The sequence below is a fragment of the Coleofasciculus sp. D1-CHI-01 genome (genome assembly GCF_040218875.1).
Lineage (GTDB): Bacteria > Cyanobacteriota > Cyanobacteriia > Cyanobacteriales > Coleofasciculaceae > Coleofasciculus.
Window position 1 is genome coordinate 1 of sequence record NZ_JAVJQP010000132.1, and the last position, 20,218, is coordinate 20,218.

Annotated in this window: 16 protein-coding genes; 8 read left to right on the forward strand and 8 right to left on the reverse strand. The window is 45.0% G+C overall.

All coding sequences use genetic code 11. The annotated features are described in order from the left end of the window. Positions 1 to 803 precede the first annotated feature (803 nt). The 3 genes from RIB93_RS23480 to RIB93_RS23490 all read right to left on the reverse strand — a co-directional run bounded on the left by RIB93_RS23480 (position 804) and on the right by RIB93_RS23490 (position 3,581). Positions 804 to 2,645, reverse strand: coding sequence for an ABC transporter ATP-binding protein (locus RIB93_RS23480; RefSeq protein ID WP_446376205.1), 1,842 nt, complete (start codon positions 2,643 to 2,645; stop codon positions 804 to 806). Between the two features lie 244 nt (positions 2,646 to 2,889). Then, positions 2,890 to 3,270, reverse strand: a complete 381-nt coding sequence (locus RIB93_RS23485) for a response regulator (RefSeq protein WP_446376181.1) — start codon at positions 3,268 to 3,270, stop codon at positions 2,890 to 2,892. Positions 3,271 to 3,305: 35 nt separating this feature from the next. Then, a complete protein-coding gene (locus RIB93_RS23490) occupies positions 3,306 to 3,581 on the reverse strand; it encodes a DUF7219 family protein (protein WP_006099757.1) in 276 nt (91 codons plus the stop codon). 239 nt (positions 3,582 to 3,820) lie between these two features. Here RIB93_RS23490 and RIB93_RS23495 point away from each other — a divergent pair, with 239 nt between their 5' ends. Further along, the gene (locus tag RIB93_RS23495; protein ID WP_446376183.1) at positions 3,821 to 4,606 is read left to right on the forward strand and encodes an endonuclease/exonuclease/phosphatase family protein; all 786 of its coding nucleotides are present in this window, start codon (positions 3,821 to 3,823) and stop codon (positions 4,604 to 4,606) included. Positions 4,607 to 4,751: 145 nt separating this feature from the next. Here RIB93_RS23495 and RIB93_RS23500 read toward each other — a convergent pair whose 3' ends face one another. From RIB93_RS23500 to RIB93_RS23510, 3 genes are all read right to left on the reverse strand, one after another. Continuing rightward, positions 4,752 to 6,857: a M3 family metallopeptidase gene (locus tag RIB93_RS23500; RefSeq protein WP_446376185.1), complete on the reverse strand. Its 2,106-nt coding sequence runs from the start codon at positions 6,855 to 6,857 to the stop codon at positions 4,752 to 4,754. 380 nt (positions 6,858 to 7,237) lie between these two features. Then, on the reverse strand, positions 7,238 to 7,669 hold the full coding sequence (locus RIB93_RS23505; RefSeq protein WP_446376187.1) for an HHL1-like protein: 432 nt from the start codon (positions 7,667 to 7,669) through the stop codon (positions 7,238 to 7,240). 281 nt (positions 7,670 to 7,950) lie between these two features. Beyond that, the gene (locus RIB93_RS23510; protein WP_446376189.1) at positions 7,951 to 8,235 is read right to left on the reverse strand and encodes a hypothetical protein; all 285 of its coding nucleotides are present in this window, start codon (positions 8,233 to 8,235) and stop codon (positions 7,951 to 7,953) included. A gap of 323 nt (positions 8,236 to 8,558) precedes the next feature. On the opposite strand from RIB93_RS23510, the gene RIB93_RS23515 reads away from it, so the two are divergent. Next, positions 8,559 to 9,689: a LuxR C-terminal-related transcriptional regulator gene (locus RIB93_RS23515; protein WP_446376191.1), complete on the forward strand. Its 1,131-nt coding sequence runs from the start codon at positions 8,559 to 8,561 to the stop codon at positions 9,687 to 9,689. A gap of 4 nt (positions 9,690 to 9,693) precedes the next feature. Here the strand turns inward: RIB93_RS23515 and RIB93_RS23520 are convergent, their stop codons facing one another. Then, positions 9,694 to 10,203 (reverse strand): N-acetyltransferase family protein, encoded by a 510-nt coding sequence (locus tag RIB93_RS23520; RefSeq protein WP_446376207.1) that lies wholly within the window; start codon positions 10,201 to 10,203, stop codon positions 9,694 to 9,696. A gap of 75 nt (positions 10,204 to 10,278) precedes the next feature. Here RIB93_RS23520 and RIB93_RS23525 point away from each other — a divergent pair, with 75 nt between their 5' ends. Together RIB93_RS23525 and RIB93_RS23530 are read left to right on the forward strand one after the other, a co-directional pair. Next, on the forward strand, positions 10,279 to 11,580 hold the full coding sequence (locus RIB93_RS23525) for an ArsB/NhaD family transporter (protein ID WP_446376193.1): 1,302 nt from the start codon (positions 10,279 to 10,281) through the stop codon (positions 11,578 to 11,580). Positions 11,581 to 11,863: 283 nt separating this feature from the next. Continuing rightward, on the forward strand, positions 11,864 to 13,732 hold the full coding sequence (locus tag RIB93_RS23530) for a PAS domain-containing sensor histidine kinase (protein ID WP_446376195.1): 1,869 nt from the start codon (positions 11,864 to 11,866) through the stop codon (positions 13,730 to 13,732). A gap of 102 nt (positions 13,733 to 13,834) precedes the next feature. Here the strand turns inward: RIB93_RS23530 and RIB93_RS23535 are convergent, their stop codons facing one another. Further along, complete coding sequence (locus tag RIB93_RS23535; protein ID WP_446376197.1) at positions 13,835 to 15,178, reverse strand: septal ring lytic transglycosylase RlpA family protein; 1,344 nt, start codon at positions 15,176 to 15,178, stop codon at positions 13,835 to 13,837. 585 nt (positions 15,179 to 15,763) lie between these two features. On the opposite strand from RIB93_RS23535, the gene RIB93_RS23540 reads away from it, so the two are divergent. From RIB93_RS23540 to RIB93_RS23555, 4 genes are all read left to right on the forward strand, one after another. Continuing rightward, positions 15,764 to 16,747, forward strand: coding sequence for a pyruvate dehydrogenase complex E1 component subunit beta (locus tag RIB93_RS23540; protein ID WP_446376209.1), 984 nt, complete (start codon positions 15,764 to 15,766; stop codon positions 16,745 to 16,747). A gap of 237 nt (positions 16,748 to 16,984) precedes the next feature. After that, the gene (gene secD / locus RIB93_RS23545) at positions 16,985 to 18,397 is read left to right on the forward strand and encodes a protein translocase subunit SecD (protein WP_446376199.1); all 1,413 of its coding nucleotides are present in this window, start codon (positions 16,985 to 16,987) and stop codon (positions 18,395 to 18,397) included. A 243-nt stretch (positions 18,398 to 18,640) separates the two neighbouring features. Then, entirely contained in the window at positions 18,641 to 19,609 is a 969-nt protein-coding gene (secF, locus tag RIB93_RS23550) for a protein translocase subunit SecF (RefSeq protein WP_446376201.1), read from the forward strand. A gap of 21 nt (positions 19,610 to 19,630) precedes the next feature. After that, a complete protein-coding gene (locus RIB93_RS23555; RefSeq protein WP_446376203.1) occupies positions 19,631 to 20,047 on the forward strand; it encodes a hypothetical protein in 417 nt (138 codons plus the stop codon). Positions 20,048 to 20,218: the final 171 nt, after the last annotated feature.

Here is a 20,218-nt window from a genome sequence, read left to right on the forward strand (position 1 = left end):
GGTTATATAATTTCGGGTAAAATATTCTTAATAAAAATGATTTAAAGGTTTATTTTTATAGCCTTGTTATTCTAGAAAATTATCAGAACCTGATATGAATTTATTCGTCATCGATATTTGTAGGGGCGGGTTTAGGGACTAAATTGAAGGCGTCACCAATAAATGCACAACGAAACCCGCCCTCCCCACCGATAAATGAACAATAAACCCTGTCCGTGTTCCGGATAGGACAACCCACCCCAATTTAGTAAAGGGCGACCCGATAAAATTGAGAGGATGGGTGTTGTTGATTTATGCAGCGGGTCGCCCCTACAATAGGTTATATTATTTCAGATTAAATATTATTAATAAAAATGATTGAAACCTTTATTTTTATAGCCTTGTAATTCTAGAAAATCATCAGAATATAATATAAATTTATTCGTCATCAATCATTTGTAGGGGCGGGTTTAGGGATTAAATTGAATGCGTCACCAATCAATGAACAACAAAACCTGTCCGGGTTCAGGATAGGACAACCCAACCTAATTTGGTAAAGGGCGACCCGATAAAATTGAGAGGATGGGTGTTGTTGATTTATGCAGCGGGTCGCCCCTACAATAGGTTATATTATTTCGGGTAAAATATTATTAATAAAAATGATTGAAACCTTTATTTTTATAGCCTTGTTATTCTAGAAAATCATCAGAATATAATATTAATTTATTCGTCATCGATCATTTGTAGGGGCGGGTTTAGGGATTAAATTGAATGCATCACCAATCAATGAACAACAAAACCCGCCCTCCCCACCGATAAATTAACTATTGATATCCCGCCGCCTGTAGCGCAAATAACCGCGCATAACGTCCACCAAGTTCCACTAATTCCTCATGAGTTCCCTGTTCAATGATTTCTCCCCCCGCCATCACCACAATTTTATCTGCCATTCGTACTGTGGAGAAGCGATGAGAAATTAACACCACCATTTGATTCTGGGTAATCGTGCGGAAGTGGTCAAAGACTCGTACCTCCGCCTCTGCATCCATAGCGGCTGTGGGTTCATCTAAGACTAAAATATCTGCACCTGTTCGCATAAAAGCACGAGATAGGGCTATTTTCTGCCATTGACCCCCAGAGAGTTCCTGTCCCCCTTTAAACCATCGCCCTAACTGGGTGCTAAATCCGTCTGGCATTGACTCAATAAACGGCTTCGCCATGCCTTTCTCTGCTGCATTTTCCCAGCGGGTTTGGTCTTGCAAATAGTCTACATCGCCGACGCCAACATTCTCGCCTACGGTAAATTGATAGCGGACAAAGTTCTGGAATATTACCCCAATCCGACGGCGTAGTGTATCAAGTTTCCATTCCTGTAAATCTAACCCATCTAACAAAATGCGCCCCGAATCTGGCGTATAGAGACGAGTTAATAATTTAATTAACGTTGTCTTTCCTGACCCATTTTCGCCAACAATGGCTAACTTTTCTCCCGGTTTAAGGTGTAAGTCAATCCCTTTAAGTGCAGGATTTTGACTTCCAGGATAGGTAAAAAACACCTTATCAAACCGAATCCCATCCCCTGGTTTTATCCCCTGAGTGGCTGTCCCATGGTATTGAGTAACCTCTTGTTCTAGAAATTCGTAGAGGTTGGAAATATAGAGATTATCTTCATACATACCGCCAATCGAGGTGAGTATGGCGGAAAATGTAGATTGTCCTTGGCGAAATATGGTTAAATACATGGTCATCTCACCCAAGGAAATCCGACCAAAGATGGTTTCGATAACAATCCAAGCATACGCCCCATAAAATGTCAGCGTACTCAGCAACCCTAACAAGTAACCCCAAAATCCCCGACGAACGGTCAAATCTCTATCTTCCCGGTAAAGGCGTCTGAAGGTGTCGCTGTAGCGTTGTAGCATGGTTGCGCCAAGCTGGTATAGCTGAATTTCCTTGGCGTAATCTTCTCTGGCAATTAAGGTTTCCAAGTAATGCTGCTGGCGGGTTTCTGGGGAACGCCACCGGAATAAGCGAAAGGCGACGCCAGCAAAGCGCGTTTCGGCGATAAAGGGAGGAATGGCGGCGATGATTAATATGGCTACCGCCCAAGTTGAGAATTGCAGCAGTAATCCGCCAAAGGTGAGTAACGACAAACTATCCCGAACCAGTCCAAACGTTCGCGTCACTAGCGCCAGAGGGCGACTGGAGGCTTCTCGCCGCGCCTGGGTCATTTTGTCGTAAAATTCGGAGTCCTCGAAGTGGGGTAAGTCTAAGGTTAAGGCTTTTTCTAGAATTAACACATTGACCCGTTGGGCTAATAATACCCGCAATAGCGACTGGCAAACGGTTTGACCGCGCTGACTTCCTGCCAGTATCATAACCGCGATCGCTTCTAATCCGACATAGCCTAACGCTAGCCACCGATGGGCGGCTAACCCTGACTGAGACGCCAATACCACGGTATCTACAATCAACTTGCCCAAGTATGCGATCGCGGCAGGTAATAATCCCGCGATAACGGTTAAAATTGCTAGCACCAGCGTTAGTCTGTGACTGGTTGTCCACACTAACCTCAAGGCGCGTCCACTATAGCGGAATACTGAAAGCGATTGACGAATATTCCGGATTAGAAATCTCAGCGAGTAGCGTTTCTTGCGTCGGTTCATTGTTTCTGGTAGACATTTTGCCAGCACTACTACGCAGTGTAGATCCTGATCCATTGTAGGGGCGGGTTTAGCCACTAACTTAACTTGTCACCGATAAATGAACAACTTGCGCCCGCCCTCCCCACCGATAAATGAACAACACAATTCCCCCTATCTGCCAATAAATAAGCAACAAAACCCGCCCTGATTCGTAATTATAAATCGGTGTTATCGGCAATAAATATAGACATAAAAGAATTATCGTTTACTGATAAAAGTTAATATGATTAGCGATTACCATTAAAAGTTCATCGGTTGTAAAAGGTTTTGCAAGATAACCATTTGCCCCACACTGTTGCCCTCGGTTCCTAACAACTTGGCTTTTTTCTGCTGAAATAAAGATAAAGGGTATAGTCCTAGTCTTGGAATCTTGACGTAAAGCTTTGAGAACTTCATACCCATCTAACTTTGGCATCCGAATATCGCACAAAATCAAATCAGGGACTAACTCTTTTGCTAAGAGTAAGCCCCTGCGAGAATCCCCAGTACCAATTGCCTGATACCCTTTTTCTTGTAAGACATTAAGGATAATGTCCCGCAAAATTTCTTCATCTTCAATGACTAAAATTGCAGCATTGTGTGTCACAGTTTTTCTCAAACGACCGTCTTATACAAAATCTATTAGGTTTTGGGGGGGTTAGCTTGACCAATGCCCAAGGATTCCTTACTATATTTCAACTGCTTCCACAATGACTGTACTTGCTCATAGGCTCGTTCAGAGGAAATCTTACCGCCAGTTTCTAGGGCAGAAATATAGGACACTTTCTGGGCAAACTCTTGCAAGTTGGCATTAAAGGCTAGATCCTCTGGGGTAAACTTGCCGTAATAGCGGCATCTAGGGTAAAGAAAGTTTTGTTTACTGACCTGTGCGGAATCGGATGATGTGGACTGTGCCATATCTTAGCCTCCTGTCTCATAATCTCTTACTTTCCATTATATTAACAAACACTTAACCTTGCCTTAACTATAAGTTAACTAAATGTTATATAATGATTCGATTTGAGTTATGAACATAGGAATGAGGAAAGGAAATAGGGAATAGGCAATAGGCAATAGGCAATAGAGAACAGGGAACAAATTATGTAGCTTGCTTCTCGCTTCCTTGAGTATGAAAAATGACAAAAGACGAATCACCTATGAACATTAGAATCATAACGTTCAATATCCGTTACGATAAGCCAGATCCCGATAACCAGGATTGGAGGATTCGGCGTGATGCGATCGCGGCGCTGATTCAGGAGTATCATCCAGATATCATTGGCACCCAAGAAGGCAAAGCCCACCAGCTACTTGACTTACATCGCCGTTTACCGAATTATCAAAGTATTGGGGGCGATCGCACAGGTACAGGGACAGGAGAACATTGTGCGATTTTCTATAACCAAGACCGTCTTAAATGCCTAGATAGTAGCGATTTTTACCTAAGCGATACGCCTAATCTTGCTGGGAGTATCAGTCCTGAGTGGGGAAATCCTGCACCGCGAATGGCAACCTGGGCAGTCTTTAGTGTAGCGCAGGTGTCTAAAACAATCACCTGTTTTAATACCCATCTGGATTATACCAGTGCCAAAGCACGGGAACTGGGGGCAAGACTAATCCGCGATCGCATGATTCACTGCAATCCTGACACGACCTATCTCTTTCTTACAGGTGATTTTAACGCTGAACCCGATAGCTTGCCACGGGAAATCTTATCTGATTCATCAACGAATTCTATGATTCTCCATGATGCTTTGGCGGGTGTTGAATTGGAAAAACAGCAGAGTATTCATGGGTTTACAGGTGAGGCGTTTGCGGCTGTTGATACGATTTATTACGATAGTCGCCTGAGACGAGAAACTGTGACGGTTGATAATAGGAAATGGCAAGGAATTTTTCCCTCTGATCATTTCCCAGTTATTGCTAATTTTGTTAATGATTAGGTACACTATGAATCACTTCAAGTCTTTTTTACCTAAGCGGTTGAGTAGAGGGCGACCCGATCCAATTGAGTGGAATGGAATTTTTGATTAATGCCAGCGGGTCGCCCCTACAGGGTAATTTCGCGATCGCACAAAGCTCAATTCCCTAAGACGCCTCTACTAATCCACTATGGCGCAGTAAGGGTTCCGTACTCGGTTCTCGTCCTCGGAATTGCTTGAATACCTCCATGGGTGGTATACCACCGCCTAATGCCAGCACTGTATCCCGATACCGCTTTCCTGTATCCGCCACGGCGGTTTCATTCTCTAAACCAACCTCCTCAAAGGCAGCAAAGGCATCCGCACTCAGGACTTCCGCCCATTTGTAACTGTAATACCCAGCCGCATACCCGCCCGCAAAGATATGGGAAAAGGCACAGAGGAAGGAATCTTCCGGTAAAGGTTGTAACACGGTAGTGGTTTTGGCAATCCGATGACGGACATCACTGGGACTTTCCTCCCCACCGGGCTGATAACGGTGGTGCAATTCGATGTCCACCAAACTAAAGTGCAATTGCCGTAACATGGCACTACCACTCATGTAAGTCCGGGCTGCCAAGAGTTTCTGATAATAATGTTCGGGCAGGGATTCCCCGGTTTCGTAGTGCTTCGCCATGCCCATCAGCGTGGGGCGATCGTAACACCAGTTTTCCATAAACTGGCTGGGCAATTCCACCGCATCCCATTCCACATTATTAATTCCGGCCGCCCCAGCATAATCCACTCGGGTGAGCATGTGTTGCAACCCGTGACCAAACTCGTGGAATAGGGTTTCGACTTCACCAAAGGTCATTAAACTGGGTTTACCATCAATCGGTGGCGTTTGGTTGCAAATTAAATAGGCAACAGGTAAGCGGGTTGTTGTTGTCCCGGCTTCCGTGAGTTTGGCACGCCCCACACAATCGTCCATCCAAGCCCCCCCACGCTTCTCAGCGGGACGACTGTAGGGATCTAAATAGAAGAACGCGATCGCACTTCCTGTTTCATCGGCGACTTGGAAATAGCGGACATCTTCATGCCAAACCGGGGCTTGTCCATCCGCAGGCGTAATGGTTACCCCAAATAGCCGCTTAATTAAGCCAAACAAGCCATCCAGCACTTGAGGTAACGGAAAATAAGGACGCAATTCCTCAGCACTGAAGGCAAACTTTTCTTCCCGTTGACGTTCTGACCAAAAACTGATGTCCCAGTGTTTTAAATCGCTGGCTTCGGGGACACCTTTAGCCGCCGCAAACGCTTTCAACGCCTCTAAATCTTTAACGGCAGCATCGTAACTAGCGCCACGCAGTTCTTCCAGTAATCCCTCCACCGCCTCAACATTCGGTGCCATTTTGCTGGCAAGGCTTAATTCAGCATAACTGCTAAACCCTAGCAGCTTGGATTTTTCTTGACGCAGTTCTAAAATCCGCTCAATCAGGGGACTGTTATCCAACTCCCCAGAAGAGGCGCGGCTGACAAAGGCTTTATAGAGTTTCTCCCGCAAATCTCGACGGGTACTGTGCTGCATGAAGGGGATGTAACTGGGATAGTCCAGGGTGATCCGCCAGGGACCCTCTTCCGGAGTCGCCTTTTCTTCCCCGGCGGCGCGGGCGGCTTGAGCCGCTAAACTCTTTAAGCTAGGAGGTAAACCCTCTACCTCGTCTGAACTGGTTAGGGTCATGCTAAATGCCTTGGTTGCATCTAGGACATGGTTAGAGAACTTTGTGGATAGTTCCGCCAACTCCATCTGAATTTGATTGAAGCGCGATCGCACTTCTCCTTCAAGTCCTACTCCAGAGAGTTCAGCATCTCGAATGGCAGCTTCGACGATGCGTTTTTGGGCTGGCTCTAAGTTACGCCATTCATCTCCATCCTGCAAGGCTTTGAAGGCTTTGTATAAGGGTTGGCTTTGGTTAAGGGTGTTGATGAATTGGACGACTTTGGGCTGAACCGTTTCGTAAGCCTCACGCAGTTCGGGACTATTTTTCACCCCCATCAAATGACTCACGATGCTCCAACTCCACCTGAGGCGTTCTGTCAATGTTTCTAGGGGTTCGACTAAACCGTCCCAGGTTGGTGTTACCCCCTCCTCTAGGGCGGCTAATTCCTGCTCAAGTTCAGCGAGTAGCTGCGTCATCGCAGGCACAATATGGTTTGGCTCAATCTGGTCAAAAGGGGGGAGTCCCTTTTCACGGCGTAATGGATTCTCAGTCATAGTTGGATTGGCAATCATGAGTCGTATCGGGTTACAAAATCAGACTAAAACAGCATGTAGTGGTGATACAAGACAAGCAGCTCTTGCCGCCCGACTTGTATCAAACTAACGCCTGAAGCTTCCCTGAGGAGACATTGAGGCGCGAAAATTAAATAATTAGCAAGAATATTTTTTGACGTCAGTGATCCTTATCATCGTGAAGATTAATTTGAGTGGTAGGGGGCAAGGATTGAGATGTAGAGACGTAGCATGCTACGTCTCTACGTCGGGGCAGGTTTAGTTAAATCTGGGTGAGGTAAAAAATGATAATAGTGAAACCCGCGCCTATATACACAAAACTAGACTCTTTGAGCGAAGCGAAAGGTCAAAACTTCTCCAATCCCCTCTTCTCCAATCACCTACTTACGCTGAAGTAATGATGAAAAACGTTCTTTGACTTGGCTGACGGTGGATTGAATCAAATGCCCTGGCGTTGTTTGGGGACGAGTTGCCACAACGATGGGTTCGTCTTTAAACTCTTTGAGTCGATGACCATATTCCAACTCGCTTTGGCGCTTCCGTAGTTTGGGGAATAGCCGAAATATTCCTTTGAGTAACTCCTCTTCTTGCTCAAATAACGCCTGGTTGATTTGACTGCTGCGATTCACTGCCATTGAGCCAGCCGGTAACCAGTTTTTCTCTCCCTTAATCCGGACATAGATATTGAATTCCGGTAATCCCGACTTTTGCATTTCATCATACTTGCGGGAAGCGGCTGTCCGTTTGACTTTATTCTTCTTGGCTTTCTGCTGTTTGGGTTGGACTTTGCCAAAGCCGAGTTGGGTAGTCATATTAAGTTCCTCTGATCGCGTCTTAACAAAAGTTTACATCATTCTCAGGAAACTTGTGCTGCCGACGTTTGCTGATGAGTCTGAAATACAGACACCGCATATAGCACTACGCATTGAGGTTAGGACAATAAAATTGGGTAAAAAGGCAATAGGCAATAGGCAATAGGCAACAGAGAAAAGTCCTAACGTATTCCCATAGTGCTATACAACAAAGGGCGCACGTCAGTGCGCCCCTACAGATAAAAATTGTTTACGTTGAGACGAGGTTAGGTAGCTGACGCTTAAGGAGTAGTCTCAGAAGTCGAGTCATCCTCAGCCTGAGGTTCAGTCGTCTCGTCAGACATTTCTTTATCTTCAGTTGCCTTTTCCATGTCTCCCTTCTCTTCGACTGCCTTATCGGTTGCAGCAGGAGCGGCATCTTCAGTCGCTGCATTATCAGGGTTAGCTGGCTCAGTTTCCTCGATAGTCGTACTATCATCCGTTTCTGGGGGAGCGCTACAACCTGTGGCTAATCCCAGACTCAAAAGTGAAGCGATGGCAAATGTAGTAAGGTATTTAATGGTCATAGTCTCACCTTATTTGGTATCCTAATGGGTTAGGCTTGCCAGACAATTACTGGCTTAAATGCAATTAAAGCGCATAAAAGGGAATTTTGGTGAAAAATTTAGTATTTTCTCAAAGAATTACAAAAATTGTGGCGATTATGCCTCAAAATATATCTTTTTGTGCTAAAATGTGCCATTTTAACGTCTGAAGAATCAAACTTAGCCTGTTTTTGCCAACCAACAGGATACACTCAGATTTTTTCTTCCTGCAGACTCAGACACTGGGAAAGTGATCCAGAATACATCAAAATGAAAATAAACCCATCTAAGTTGCATGAGCGAGAATGAACCGTTGGCAGTTTACTGAAGCCTTTGAGGGATTGACACCACGACGCAGGCAAGTGCTGAAATTGCTCTTGGCTGGCGTTTCGGATCAGGATATCGCTCAATCGTTACATATTGAAACATCAACGGTAAGAAAACACGTTGAGAATATCTGTTCAGCTTTTAGGTTGAGAAATGAGTTTCCTGATGAACGGCGTTCTAAACGAGGAGAGTTAATTGCGCTGTTCGCTAAATATCAACCTGAACTTGTAACCCGGCAAACCTTGAGTGTAACTCACCAAAAGTTATCTGAAGTTGTAGATGATAATAATCACAAGATAGTGAAACGCGAAGATACAGAAATTCGCGTGACGAGTGAAGTGAGATTAACGGTTAAAGATGTGTCCGATTCTCCACTTAACAACCGCGATATCTTTATCCTGATTGATCAAAGTGGTTCTATGGTGAGAAAGGATGAAGATACCGGAAATCAAACTCGGTATGAATATCTAGCGGAAGTTGTTGAAGGACATATTGCCGCCATTCTGTCAGTTGGTTCTGAATTAGGGACTAAAGCGAATGAAACCATTGCCACGAAACAGGGCTATCCGACTGACAATCGGGTCTCTGTTTACTTCTTCAGCAGGGAAAGGGTCAAGCCCAAGCCTATTGTGATTAACGATGCCTCTCAAGTTTGGAAGCTGTTCGTCAAAAATAAACCCAAAACCAAAACCTTTGTTGCTCCGACTTTAAACCATTGTGTTAATACTTGGTTAACTGAAGGCAAACCTAATGGTAAAGGAGCCTTTTTTATTATTTATACTGATGGTCAATTTGATGACGAAGAGCAATTTATTCAATGTATTGCTTCAGCCTGTAGCAAAATTGAAAATCATAAAGATATCAAGTTTTTTGTTTTGGGATTAGGTAAAGATATTGATATTGAACATTTCCTGGCGCTAGACTTCAATGTCAATCAGACGATGAAATTTAATATTTTTGTTTTTGATTTGGTCAATGAAGTCGATGATATCATTGAGCTTTTACAACGTCAGCTAACGGATGATCCCTATCTAGGGTTTCCGGATTGGGTCAGAATTCGTCATCCTGATTTAGTTGAGAAGGTAATTCAAATGACGAATGACGAATGACAAATCAACAAACTCGACGTCCCATAATTACCAAATCACGCTCAATGTGACCCATATCCGCTATTTGAGGTAAATAACCCCAACGTTGGAAGCCATATTTTTGAAAGAGGTGTAGGCTGGGTTGGTTGTGAGCAAAAATTAATGCCACTAAGGTATTGAGTCCTAACTTAGGAGTCTGTTCGATGGCGCGTTGCAGCAGTTGTTGTCCTATTCCTTGACGCCGAAAATCGGGAGACACGTAGACGCTAAGTTCAGCCGTTGCATGGTAGGCTGGGCGGACTAAGAAAGCCTGAAAACTGAGCCAACCAGCAATTTGACCTGTAGAATTGGATCGTTCATGGAAGTCCATGACCCAAAGAGGGTGGCTGTTTGGTTTATGTTCTTGATACCAACTGATACGACTTTCAACTGAGATAGGTTCTAGATCGGCGGTGGCAATGCGACTGGGAACAGCAGAATTGTAAATTTCCACGATCGCGGGCAAATCTACCTCAGTAGCATCACGGATATACATTAAGGCAGGATTAGGGCGACAAACCATAGAATATTAGTGCTAAAGGGTGATCAGTGATTAAACAGGCTTGTTTGTGTGGCACTATTGATTTTTCTGTTCACGCTTATCCTAATTATCTGGCAACTGCGAGGTTTGGGCATCGGATTGGGTGCATTGACAGGGGGGATTTTTACTCGGGTTAGCGATGTGTCCTTAATGGACGAACTTAGAGTTAGTGCCACCGTTGGCAATACTATACTCACATTGATTGCCCTACTCATTTTGTGCCGGATTCTGGATGAAGCCGGGTTTTGGCGAGGGTTAGCGCTACAATTAACGGTTTTGGGGATAGGTCAAGGGCGTCTGCTTTTCCTTTTGTGCGGACTTTTGGGAGCATTGGGAACAATTGTTTTAACCAATGTGGGTATGGCATTAATCTGGATTTCTCCGGTGATGGAGATCCTTTGTTTACTACGCCTCAGGGCTAAAACCGTGTTCGCTGTTGTCTTTACGGTTAGTTTTATCACTGAAGCAGCTAGCTTATTGTTCCCTGTGAGCAATCCGGTCAACCTGCTTGCGGTAAACTATGGCGGAATTTCCGGGTTTCGCTATAGTCTGGTGATGACCCCGGTGACATTCGTCGCGATCGCAACCAGTTTAGCCAGCTTCTGGTTCTACTTCCATCGGGACATTCGAGTCACATACAAACTTACTCACCTCCCGCCACGACGCCAAGCCATTCGTGATCCGTTGGTTTGTCGATGGGGTATGGTTATTTTAGCCAGTCTACCTCTGGCATACTGGATTGCCCAAGATCATGCTCTGCCGACTGGGATCGTGCCTGCGATCGCGGCGTTGATTCTGCTAGGATTGGCGGGACGTGGGTTTCTCCCAAATACCACACCGATTATTTCTGTGGGCAAAGTTGGGCAGGAAATTCCCTGGCAATTGATCGGGTTTAGCGTCCTGATGTATGGTGTCGTCCTCGGTTTAGCTCAAGTTGGCATGAGTCATGTCATCACCCATCAGCTAGACGCCCTCTCCAGTTGGGGGTTCACCCTGACAGCAATAGGCACAGGTTTTATGGCTACTGGGCTGTCCAACCTATTTCACAATTTACCCACTGTGTTGCTGAATGCTATAGCAATTTCAGACACAACCAGTGATCCAGCGATTCGGGAAATGATGGAGTACGCTAATGTGATTGGATGTACCCTGGGAGCAAAAATTACTCCTCTGGGTAGTTTATCCACGTTAATTTGGTTCAAGGTTTTAGCACGTAAAGGTTTGCGCCTGCATTGGTTTTACTATATTCGTCTTAGCCTGATTCTGACTTTACCGATTCTATTTCTCAGCTTGCTGAGTTTAGCCCTCTGGCTTCCCTGGCTGATTGCCTAAGTTTTGATTGGTCTTTTGTCTTTTATATTTAGAGAATCTATATTAGAGGATAAACTAGCAATAACGATCGAAAGGCTTTATCATACTCTAGGGTGTATCTGCTTACCTGACCACAACAGCTTTTTCAAAAAATAGATAGACTTCAGAGGTCTAGCTGTTATTTGGCTTTTCTAGATAACATAGCGACTCAGCCAAGTCGGTTTAGGTATTTGAGAGACCTGTAGTATCATTTTGAGTTTCTCTCACTCGCGCAATTGAGTCTCATCAATCAGGTAAGTAATCGATGATCATCCAAACGGCAGAACCCCCTATCCCTAAGTCTCAGGGAGATACAACACAAAAGCATCATGAGTTTTGTAGCAATCAAGACAAATTTTTCACTCTAACCCTCGATCTGTTTTTCATTGCCAGTCCTGATGGCTATTGGCAGCAAGTCAACCCCATGTGTGAGCAACTCCTGGGATATAGTAGCCAAGAATTTAAAGCCCGCCCCTGGATTGAATGGGTGCATCCAGAGGATCGGCAGATGACCTTGGCGCAACTGCAAAAGCTCAGGGACTGTGAGAAAATAGTCTCCTTTGAAAATCGCTACCGCTGCAAAGATGGCTCCTATAAATGGCTCTCATGGAACATCACCTTATGCCCCAATCAGCACTTAGTTTATGCGGTTGCTCGCGATAACACCCAACGCCGGGAAGCTGAAGCCGCACACCGGGAAAGCGAAGAACGGTTTCGTTTATTAGTCGATGGCGTCAAAGACTATGCCATTATCATGCTCGATCCAGAGGGTAAGATTGTTAGCTGGAATCCGGGTGCCGAAAGAATTAAACAATATCGCGCTACAGAAATCCTGGGTCAACATGTCCGTTGTTTTTATACCCCTGAGGATATCGCCCAGGGACAACCAGACAAATGCTTAAAAATAGCTGCACAGCAAGGTCGTGTTGAACAAGAAGGTTGGCGAGTGCGTAAGGATGGCTCAACATTCTTTGCTAATGTTGTGATTACTGCCTTACGGGGAGAAGACGGACAATTACGAGGCTTTGCTCGGGTAACGCGAGATATTACAGAACGTAAATTCGCTCAGGAAACCCTAAAACGAACGAATGATGAGTTAGAAAAACGAGTCGCTAACCGAACGACTGAACTGTTGCAAATCAATGAGCGGCTGAAACAAGAGATTGCTCTGCACCAGCAAGCAGAAGTGGCGTTGGCAGAAGAAACTCACTACGTCACTGATTTATTACAGAAGCTGCAACAAGCTCAAACCAAGCTGATTCACACCGAAAAAATGTCAAGTTTGGGGCAAGTGGTTGCTGGGGTTGCTCATGAAATCAATAATCCTGTCAGTTTTATTTACGGCAATATCGATTACGCCATCTGTTATCTGCGCGACTTAATGGAGATCGTTGAACTCTACGGCAGGCACTATCCCCAACCTGTCGCCGATATTCAGAAACGAATCACAGACATTGATCTAGATTTCTTGATGGCAGATATGCCAAAACTACTGAATTCAATGAAAGTCGGAGCTAACCGGATTCGGCAGGTGGTTTTGTCTCTACAAAAATTTCTCAAGGCTGACCAAACTGAAATGAAGTCCGCTGATCTTCATGAAGGACTTGAAAGTACTCTGTTGATTTTGCAACATCGCCTCAAACCTAGCGTTGAACATCCTGAAGTTACTGTGATTAAAGACTATGGCACATTGCCCCTAGTCGATTGTTATGCAGGGCAGATTAATCAAGTGTTCATGAATTTACTTACTAATGCTGTAGATGTATTGGAAGCTTCAGGTGGAAAGACTCCTCATCAAATTAAACTTAGCACTGAGGTTGAGAATATTAGTATTAAAAAACCTGGAGCAAGTTATTGTCAAAAAATACCTCATGCTGTAATTCGGATTGCCGATAATGGTCTAGGGATGAGTCAAGACGTCTGCCAAAAACTTTTTGAGCCATTTTATACCACCAAACCCCTGGGTAAAGGAACCGGATTGGGTTTATCGATTAGCTATCAAATTATTGTAGAAAACCATGGGGGTCAGTTAACTTGTCAGTCTCAACCCGGTGTCGGATCAGAGTTCATTATCGCTATTCCGATTAATCAAATAATCACCAGACTTCCTGAACTGTCACTGACGCCAAGTTAAGAATGGTCATTGGTCATTGGTCATTGGTCATTGGTCATTCATCAAAACACTGATTTCACAGATTTATTGGAGAGAGGGGGGTTTCCTTATCTCTTTCATCCCTCATCCCTCATCCCTCATCCTTCCTCGTGGTTCCATAAGTGTAGCTTCAAATGGAATAACTCCTACTATTTCACTCCGAATAGAACGAGCGGCTTGTCGGGATAAATCCAGAGTTCTACCCGGAATATAAGGACCGCGATCATTAATGCGAACAATCACACTATGACCATTTTCTAAATTTTTGACCTTCAGATAGGTATCAAATGGTAAGGTGGGATGAGCCGCTGTCAGATCATGCTGATCGTAAATTTCCCCAGTAGCCGTGTACCGACCGTGAAAATAGGGTCCGTACCAAGATGCTATGCCTTCAATGGTACTTGATGTTTCAACTAAGTTGTACATCTGCTTTTGGGCGTCTGCCAAACTTAATGGCGATTGTCCTAACGCTAGACGTAAGTTATTTGCCCATTCAATTGCCAGAAGTTCTCGATGCTGATCTAAGTCTTTGGCTAAGGTATCATCCACTTTAAATAATACGCGATCGCCTGCTTTCACCACAGGTATTCCATCAGACAGGATAGCTCGTACCGATGAATTTATCTCAGATACATCTGATGAGTAACAAAACAACAGCGTGAGACTTTGCGCCATTTGTTCAGCTTGCTTTTGAGTAGGCAATTGGGCAATCGTTCGCCCTTTCACCACAACCTGGAATTGCTGCTGTTCAGCCGCATGTTCTAATTTATTACTCCTTTGGGTATATTGCAAAAAGCCCCGTTTTCCCATTCTTGCCTGACTCTTATTTCTGCCACGAGGTCGTGTTTGAGAGTGAGAGCTGATTACGACTACGGATTCAGCCAAGGTTTTTTCTTTGGATGCAACGGGTTGACCCCAAGAAAACAAATTCTCGATCATTTTCCAGATTTTCTGGGGTAGACTAGCGTTTGAGAGATGGTTGGTAGATGAATAATTTCCTGAAGCCGATGAGGAATCATGGCTAGGTTGGGATTTGCCCCCATCATCCAGGGAATCTGACTTTGCTGGACAAGAAACTGATTGAGCCGTGTCCCTGAATGGATGAGCCGCGACAGTAGCAGTCTGGGCGAATGGAAATGGTAAACTGCCTAAATCATTAGCTAATCCTGAATTGGCAAGTGCTGTTACTGAAGACTTGTTAGACCAGACGTTTGAATAAACGGGAGATGAAAAAAAAGGAGATCTTGGTTGTTCGAGTGGGCTGTTAACAACGGATAAAACTTTAGTCGGTAAAGCATTGGTGATATAGTCGGGTACTCTTAATAGACCCTGGCTGGATGCCAGCAAACAGCTTACCCATGATGTTGTCCAAATTAGTCCGAAAAATGGCATAATGTAAAATAATTCTACTGTAGAATGCACTGTCATAACTCACACAGTCATTCAGTATACATAAATCTGTAGTTTTTCGATCCCTTTTAAGCAAAACTAATCTCTAGAGGCAGCATTCAACAAAAATTATTACTATGACTTATCAATAGGAAATTCTAATTGCTTTAATGGAAATTGATTAATTAATGAAACCTCAATAATTTAATAGTTATAATAAAAAATTAAATTTGGCTTGAGTCAGCGATATTCGTCTTAAGTAGGTGGGGACAATTAAAGTTAACGGCGGAGAACTCGCTACCCTTGAGAAGCAAGCTACGTCATTGGTCATTGGTCATTGGTCATTGGTCATTGGTCATTGGTCATTTGTAATTCGTCATTTGTGATAATTGAACGGTCAGGTCGGGGCGGGTTTAGTTATATCAGGGTGAAAACGAAACGTTAGTGGTAAAACCCGCCCCTACAAAAAATGCTCCCTCTGCTTCCCCAGCTTCCAGATGTAGCATGCTACGTCTCTACATGCTCCCCTTGCTTCCCCTGCTCCCTCCGCTTCCCCCGCTCCCCGGCTTCCCCTGCGGCTTAGGCAATGCTAGGATGACATTTGCCACGTCTGGTGAGGTATTGATGGCAGAAACACTTTTCTTTAATGCGTTGCGTGCGGCTATTGATGAAGAAATGGCTCGTGATGACGCGGTATTCGTTCTTGGTGAAGATGTGGGTCACTACGGTGGCTCCTACAAAGTGACCAAGGATCTGTATAAAAAATACGGTGAACTGCGAGTTCTCGATACTCCCATTGCCGAAAATAGTTTTACGGGTTTAGCCGTGGGCGCAGCGATGACAGGGTTGCGACCGATTATTGAAGGCATGAATATGGGCTTTCTTCTCCTGGCATTTAACCAAATTGCCAATAATGCTGGGATGCTGCGTTACACGTCTGGTGGTAATTTCAAAATTCCCATGGTGATTCGTGGACCTGGTGGGGTGGGGCGTCAGCTTGGGGCGGAACATTCTCAGCGACTCGAAGCCTATTTTCAAGCGGTTCCGGGTTTAAAGATTGTCGCCTGTTCAACTCCTTACAATGGCAAAGGATTGCTCAAAGCGGCGATTCGGGATGATAATCCGGTTTTGTTCTTTGAGCATGTTCTTCTTTATAACTTAAAAGAAGATTTGCCAGATAAGGAGTATGTCCTGCCTTTGGATAAAGCCGAGGTTGTCCGAGAGGGCGAAGATGTCACCATTCTCACCTACTCGCGGATGCGTCACCATGTCACCCAAGCGGTGAAGTCTCTAGAGAAAGAAGGGTTTGATCCAGAGGTGATTGACTTGATTTCTCTGAAGCCCTTGGATTTTGAAACCATTGGCGCGTCGATTTGCAAAACCCATCGGGTGATTCTGGTGGAAGAATGTATGAAAACTGGTGGTATTGGGGCGGAGGTGACGGCATCAATCAATGATCGGTTCTTCGATGAATTGGATGCTCCTGTCTTGCGACTCTCGTCTCAAGATATTCCCACTCCTTATAATGGCACTCTGGAAAGCTTGACTATTGTCCAACCTCAGCAGATTGCTGAGGGAGTAAAAAAGATGTTGGCACTTCAGATATGAACTAACCTTGCGGTGGGCAAGAGCAAGGAACGATACCATAAAGCGTTTCAAGATTGATAACTCTTGCCCACCCTACATCTAAAGCTAACTGGATATGGATTTCGCTCCACTCAGCGTGGGCTGTGGCTTGCTGATCAAGACCTTGAGTTCTTGGCGGATGGGGGAGCTTACTGAAAATGGTGCAAGATATGAGTAGAAACAGATTAAGATAGCATTTGTTGCGGCGAGTCATAAGTTATGCAAAGACAGCGTTCGTTAGTAGCCCTGATTCTAGTCCTGATCATTCTGGCAATCGTGGTGCTGGTGAAGATTCCTCTCCAGCAGGGACTTGATTTGCGGGGTGGCGCACAACTGACGATTCAGGTGAAAACCACAGAGGAGATTCCCGAAATTGCGCCGGATCAGTTGGAGGCTGTTAAAACTGTGGTTGACCGTCGCGTGAATGCTCTGGGTGTTTCTGAATCTCAAGTCCAAACTATTGGCTCAGACCAAATATTAGTACAACTTCCCGGTGTGAATGATCCGCAACAGGCGGAACGGGTGCTAGGGGGAACCGCCCAACTTGATTTCCGTAAGCAAATACCAGGTACAGAAGCCCAGCTTCAGATTGAGCAACAGTTGCGTCAGCAACTGCTATTTGAGCAAGCCGCTCTACTGGAGAGTGAAGAGGGTGGTGATCCAGAGGAAGAGGCGATCGCAGAAAATCAAGCGGCTTTAGAACGCTCGAACGCCGCGATCGCAGAATTGTTTGAGAAGACGAATGTGACAGGGAAAAACCTCAAAGATGCCTTCGCGCAACCGACTCAAGCGGGTAATGGTTGGCAAGTCGCCATCCGTTTTGATGCGGCGGGGGGACAAGGATTTGCTGAACTGACTAGAGACTTGGCGGGTACCGGGCGCAGTATTGGGATTTTCCTGGATGACTCCCTAATCAGCGCCCCCACGGTAGGTCCGGAATACGCGGAAACGGGGATTAGTGGCGGTAGTGCTGTGATTACCGGGAATTTTGATGTGCAACGGGCGAGTGACTTAGCCGCTCAACTCAAAGGGGGTTCGTTACCGTTACCTGTGGAAATCGTGGAAAATCGCACTGTCGGCGCTACCCTGGGACGAGATAGTATTCAAAGCAGCGTTTATGCTGCCATTGGCGGTTTAATTTTAGTGTTGCTGTTTATGGCAATCTACTATCGTCTCCCCGGTTTAATTGCTGATGTGGCGCTGAGTATCTACGCTCTACTCACCCTAGCCGCCTTTGCCCTGATTGGTGTAACCTTAACTCTACCAGGAATTGCTGGGTTTATTCTCAGTATTGGTATGGCGGTAGATGCGAATGTGCTAATTTTTGAACGGACGCGAGAAGAATTACGCGAGGGAAAAACTCTATATCGCTCTGTCGAATCTGGTTTTTATCGAGCATTCTCCAGTATTTTAGACTCGAACCTAACTACGTTGATTGCGTGTGCGGCTCTATTTTGGCTAGGGTCAGGTTTAGTTAAGGGCTTTGCCGTTACCCTAGGAATTGGAGTTGTGATCAGTATGTTTACAGCCCTTACCTGTACTCGCACATTTATGCTGTTGTTGGTTTTAAGCTTTCCTGGGGTGCGCCAGAAGCCGCAACTGTTTTGCCCGAATCTGTCACCGTCTCAGTGATGGGGTGATGGGGTGATGGGGTGATGAGGGAGCAGAGGGAGCTGGGGGAGCTGGGGAAGCTGGGGAAGCTGGGGGAGTCATGTAGAGAGATGCCATGACATCTATCTGTGTGTAGGGGCGGGTTTAGGGACTAATATTGATTGTTATCGCTAGCTTGGCGGCAAAACCCGCCCCGACCAAATGACGAATAACGAATAACGAATGACGAATAACAAATGACGAATGACGAATAACAAATGACAAATGACCAAATTTAGTGTAATCAAACAGCGATCGCTCTGGTGGATCATTTCCGCCGTAATCATCTTGGCTGGTATCGCTTCAATGGCGATTTCTACGGCACAGCTAGGAGCGCCTCTGCGTCCCGGTCTTGATTTTGTCGGCGGGACACGCCTGCAAGTTGAACTCGATTGTACTGTACCGGGTAACTGTGACCAACCGATAGAGCTGGCAGAGGTGCGCGAGATTCTCAATGAACAGGATCTGGGTAATAGTACGATTCAGCGTATCGGTGCTGCACAACAAGGGTTGACGATTCGGACTAAAACGTTAGATGTTGAACAGCGCAGTGGGTTACAAAAAGCCCTAAGTGAAAGGATTGGGGAATTCGATCCAGCCGCGACTCAAATTGATACGGTAGGTCCAATCATCGGACAACAGTTATTTACCTCCGGTTTACTGGCATTACTCGTTTCCTTTGCCGGGATTCTGGTTTACCTCTCGTTCCGGTTTCAGTTTGACTATGCTTTTTTGGCGTTTATTGCTTTACTTCACGATATCCTAGTCACGTTGGGCATTTTCTCTATTTTGGGTTTAGTCCAAGGGGTAGAGGTTGATAGCCTTTTTGTTGTCGCCCTATTGACAATTATTGGATTTTCTGTTAACGATACCGTAGTTATTTACGATCGCATCCGGGAAGTCATTGCCAAGCATCCCGACCAACATATTGATCAAATAGTTGATGATGCGATTAATCAAACCCTTACCCGGTCAATTAATACCACGTTAACTACGGTATTAACGTTGGTGTCTATTTTCTTGTTTGGCGGAGAAACGTTAAAATATTTTGCCCTAGCCCTAATTGTGGGGTTTATCACAGGTGCATATTCGAGTATTTTTATTGCCAGTACCCTATTAGCATTCTGGAGAGAACGCACGGGTCAAACCAAAGCCACTCAGGTTATCGAAGCTGAATTTTTGGACAAAGCATAATTGGAATTGTCTTTAATTATAATGGAGCCGTCAGACACTCAGACTTCTCACCACACTCCAGATCACCTTGAGCCAACCATAAAGGTGAAAGTTCAGCGACTTCATCAACTTACGGTGTATGGTCGTTGGTTATTCGTGGGTATTCTTTGGATTAGTGTTGCTCCGCTGAGTCTTTGGGGTTGGCGTTATGAGTTATTGTTGTTGCAAGAGCATTTTACCTGGTCAGGTTTACGATATAGTATTGCATTTAACCGTCTGCCTATTTTGGGATTAGCTATCTGTATTGGGATGACGACGGCGGTTTTAGTTTGGCAAAGTCGCAACATTTTATTTGGAATTCCGCCCGCCGAAAAACAACGTTTGGCACATCAGGTGCGTCGGATTTGTGATCAAGGTCCGAGTCATCCGCTATGGAAATGGGTTTGCGATCGCGGTTAAAGTTTTTGTCTTATGTAATTTGTCTTATGTTAAAGAATTCTTGCACTCCGTTGGGGCGGGTTTAGTTATATCAGGGTAACACCAAAGGTTAATGGTAAAACCCGCCCCTACAACTTTCAAAACTCTCCCTCTGCTTCCCCAACTTCCTCTGCTCCCCCAGCTCCCCCAGCT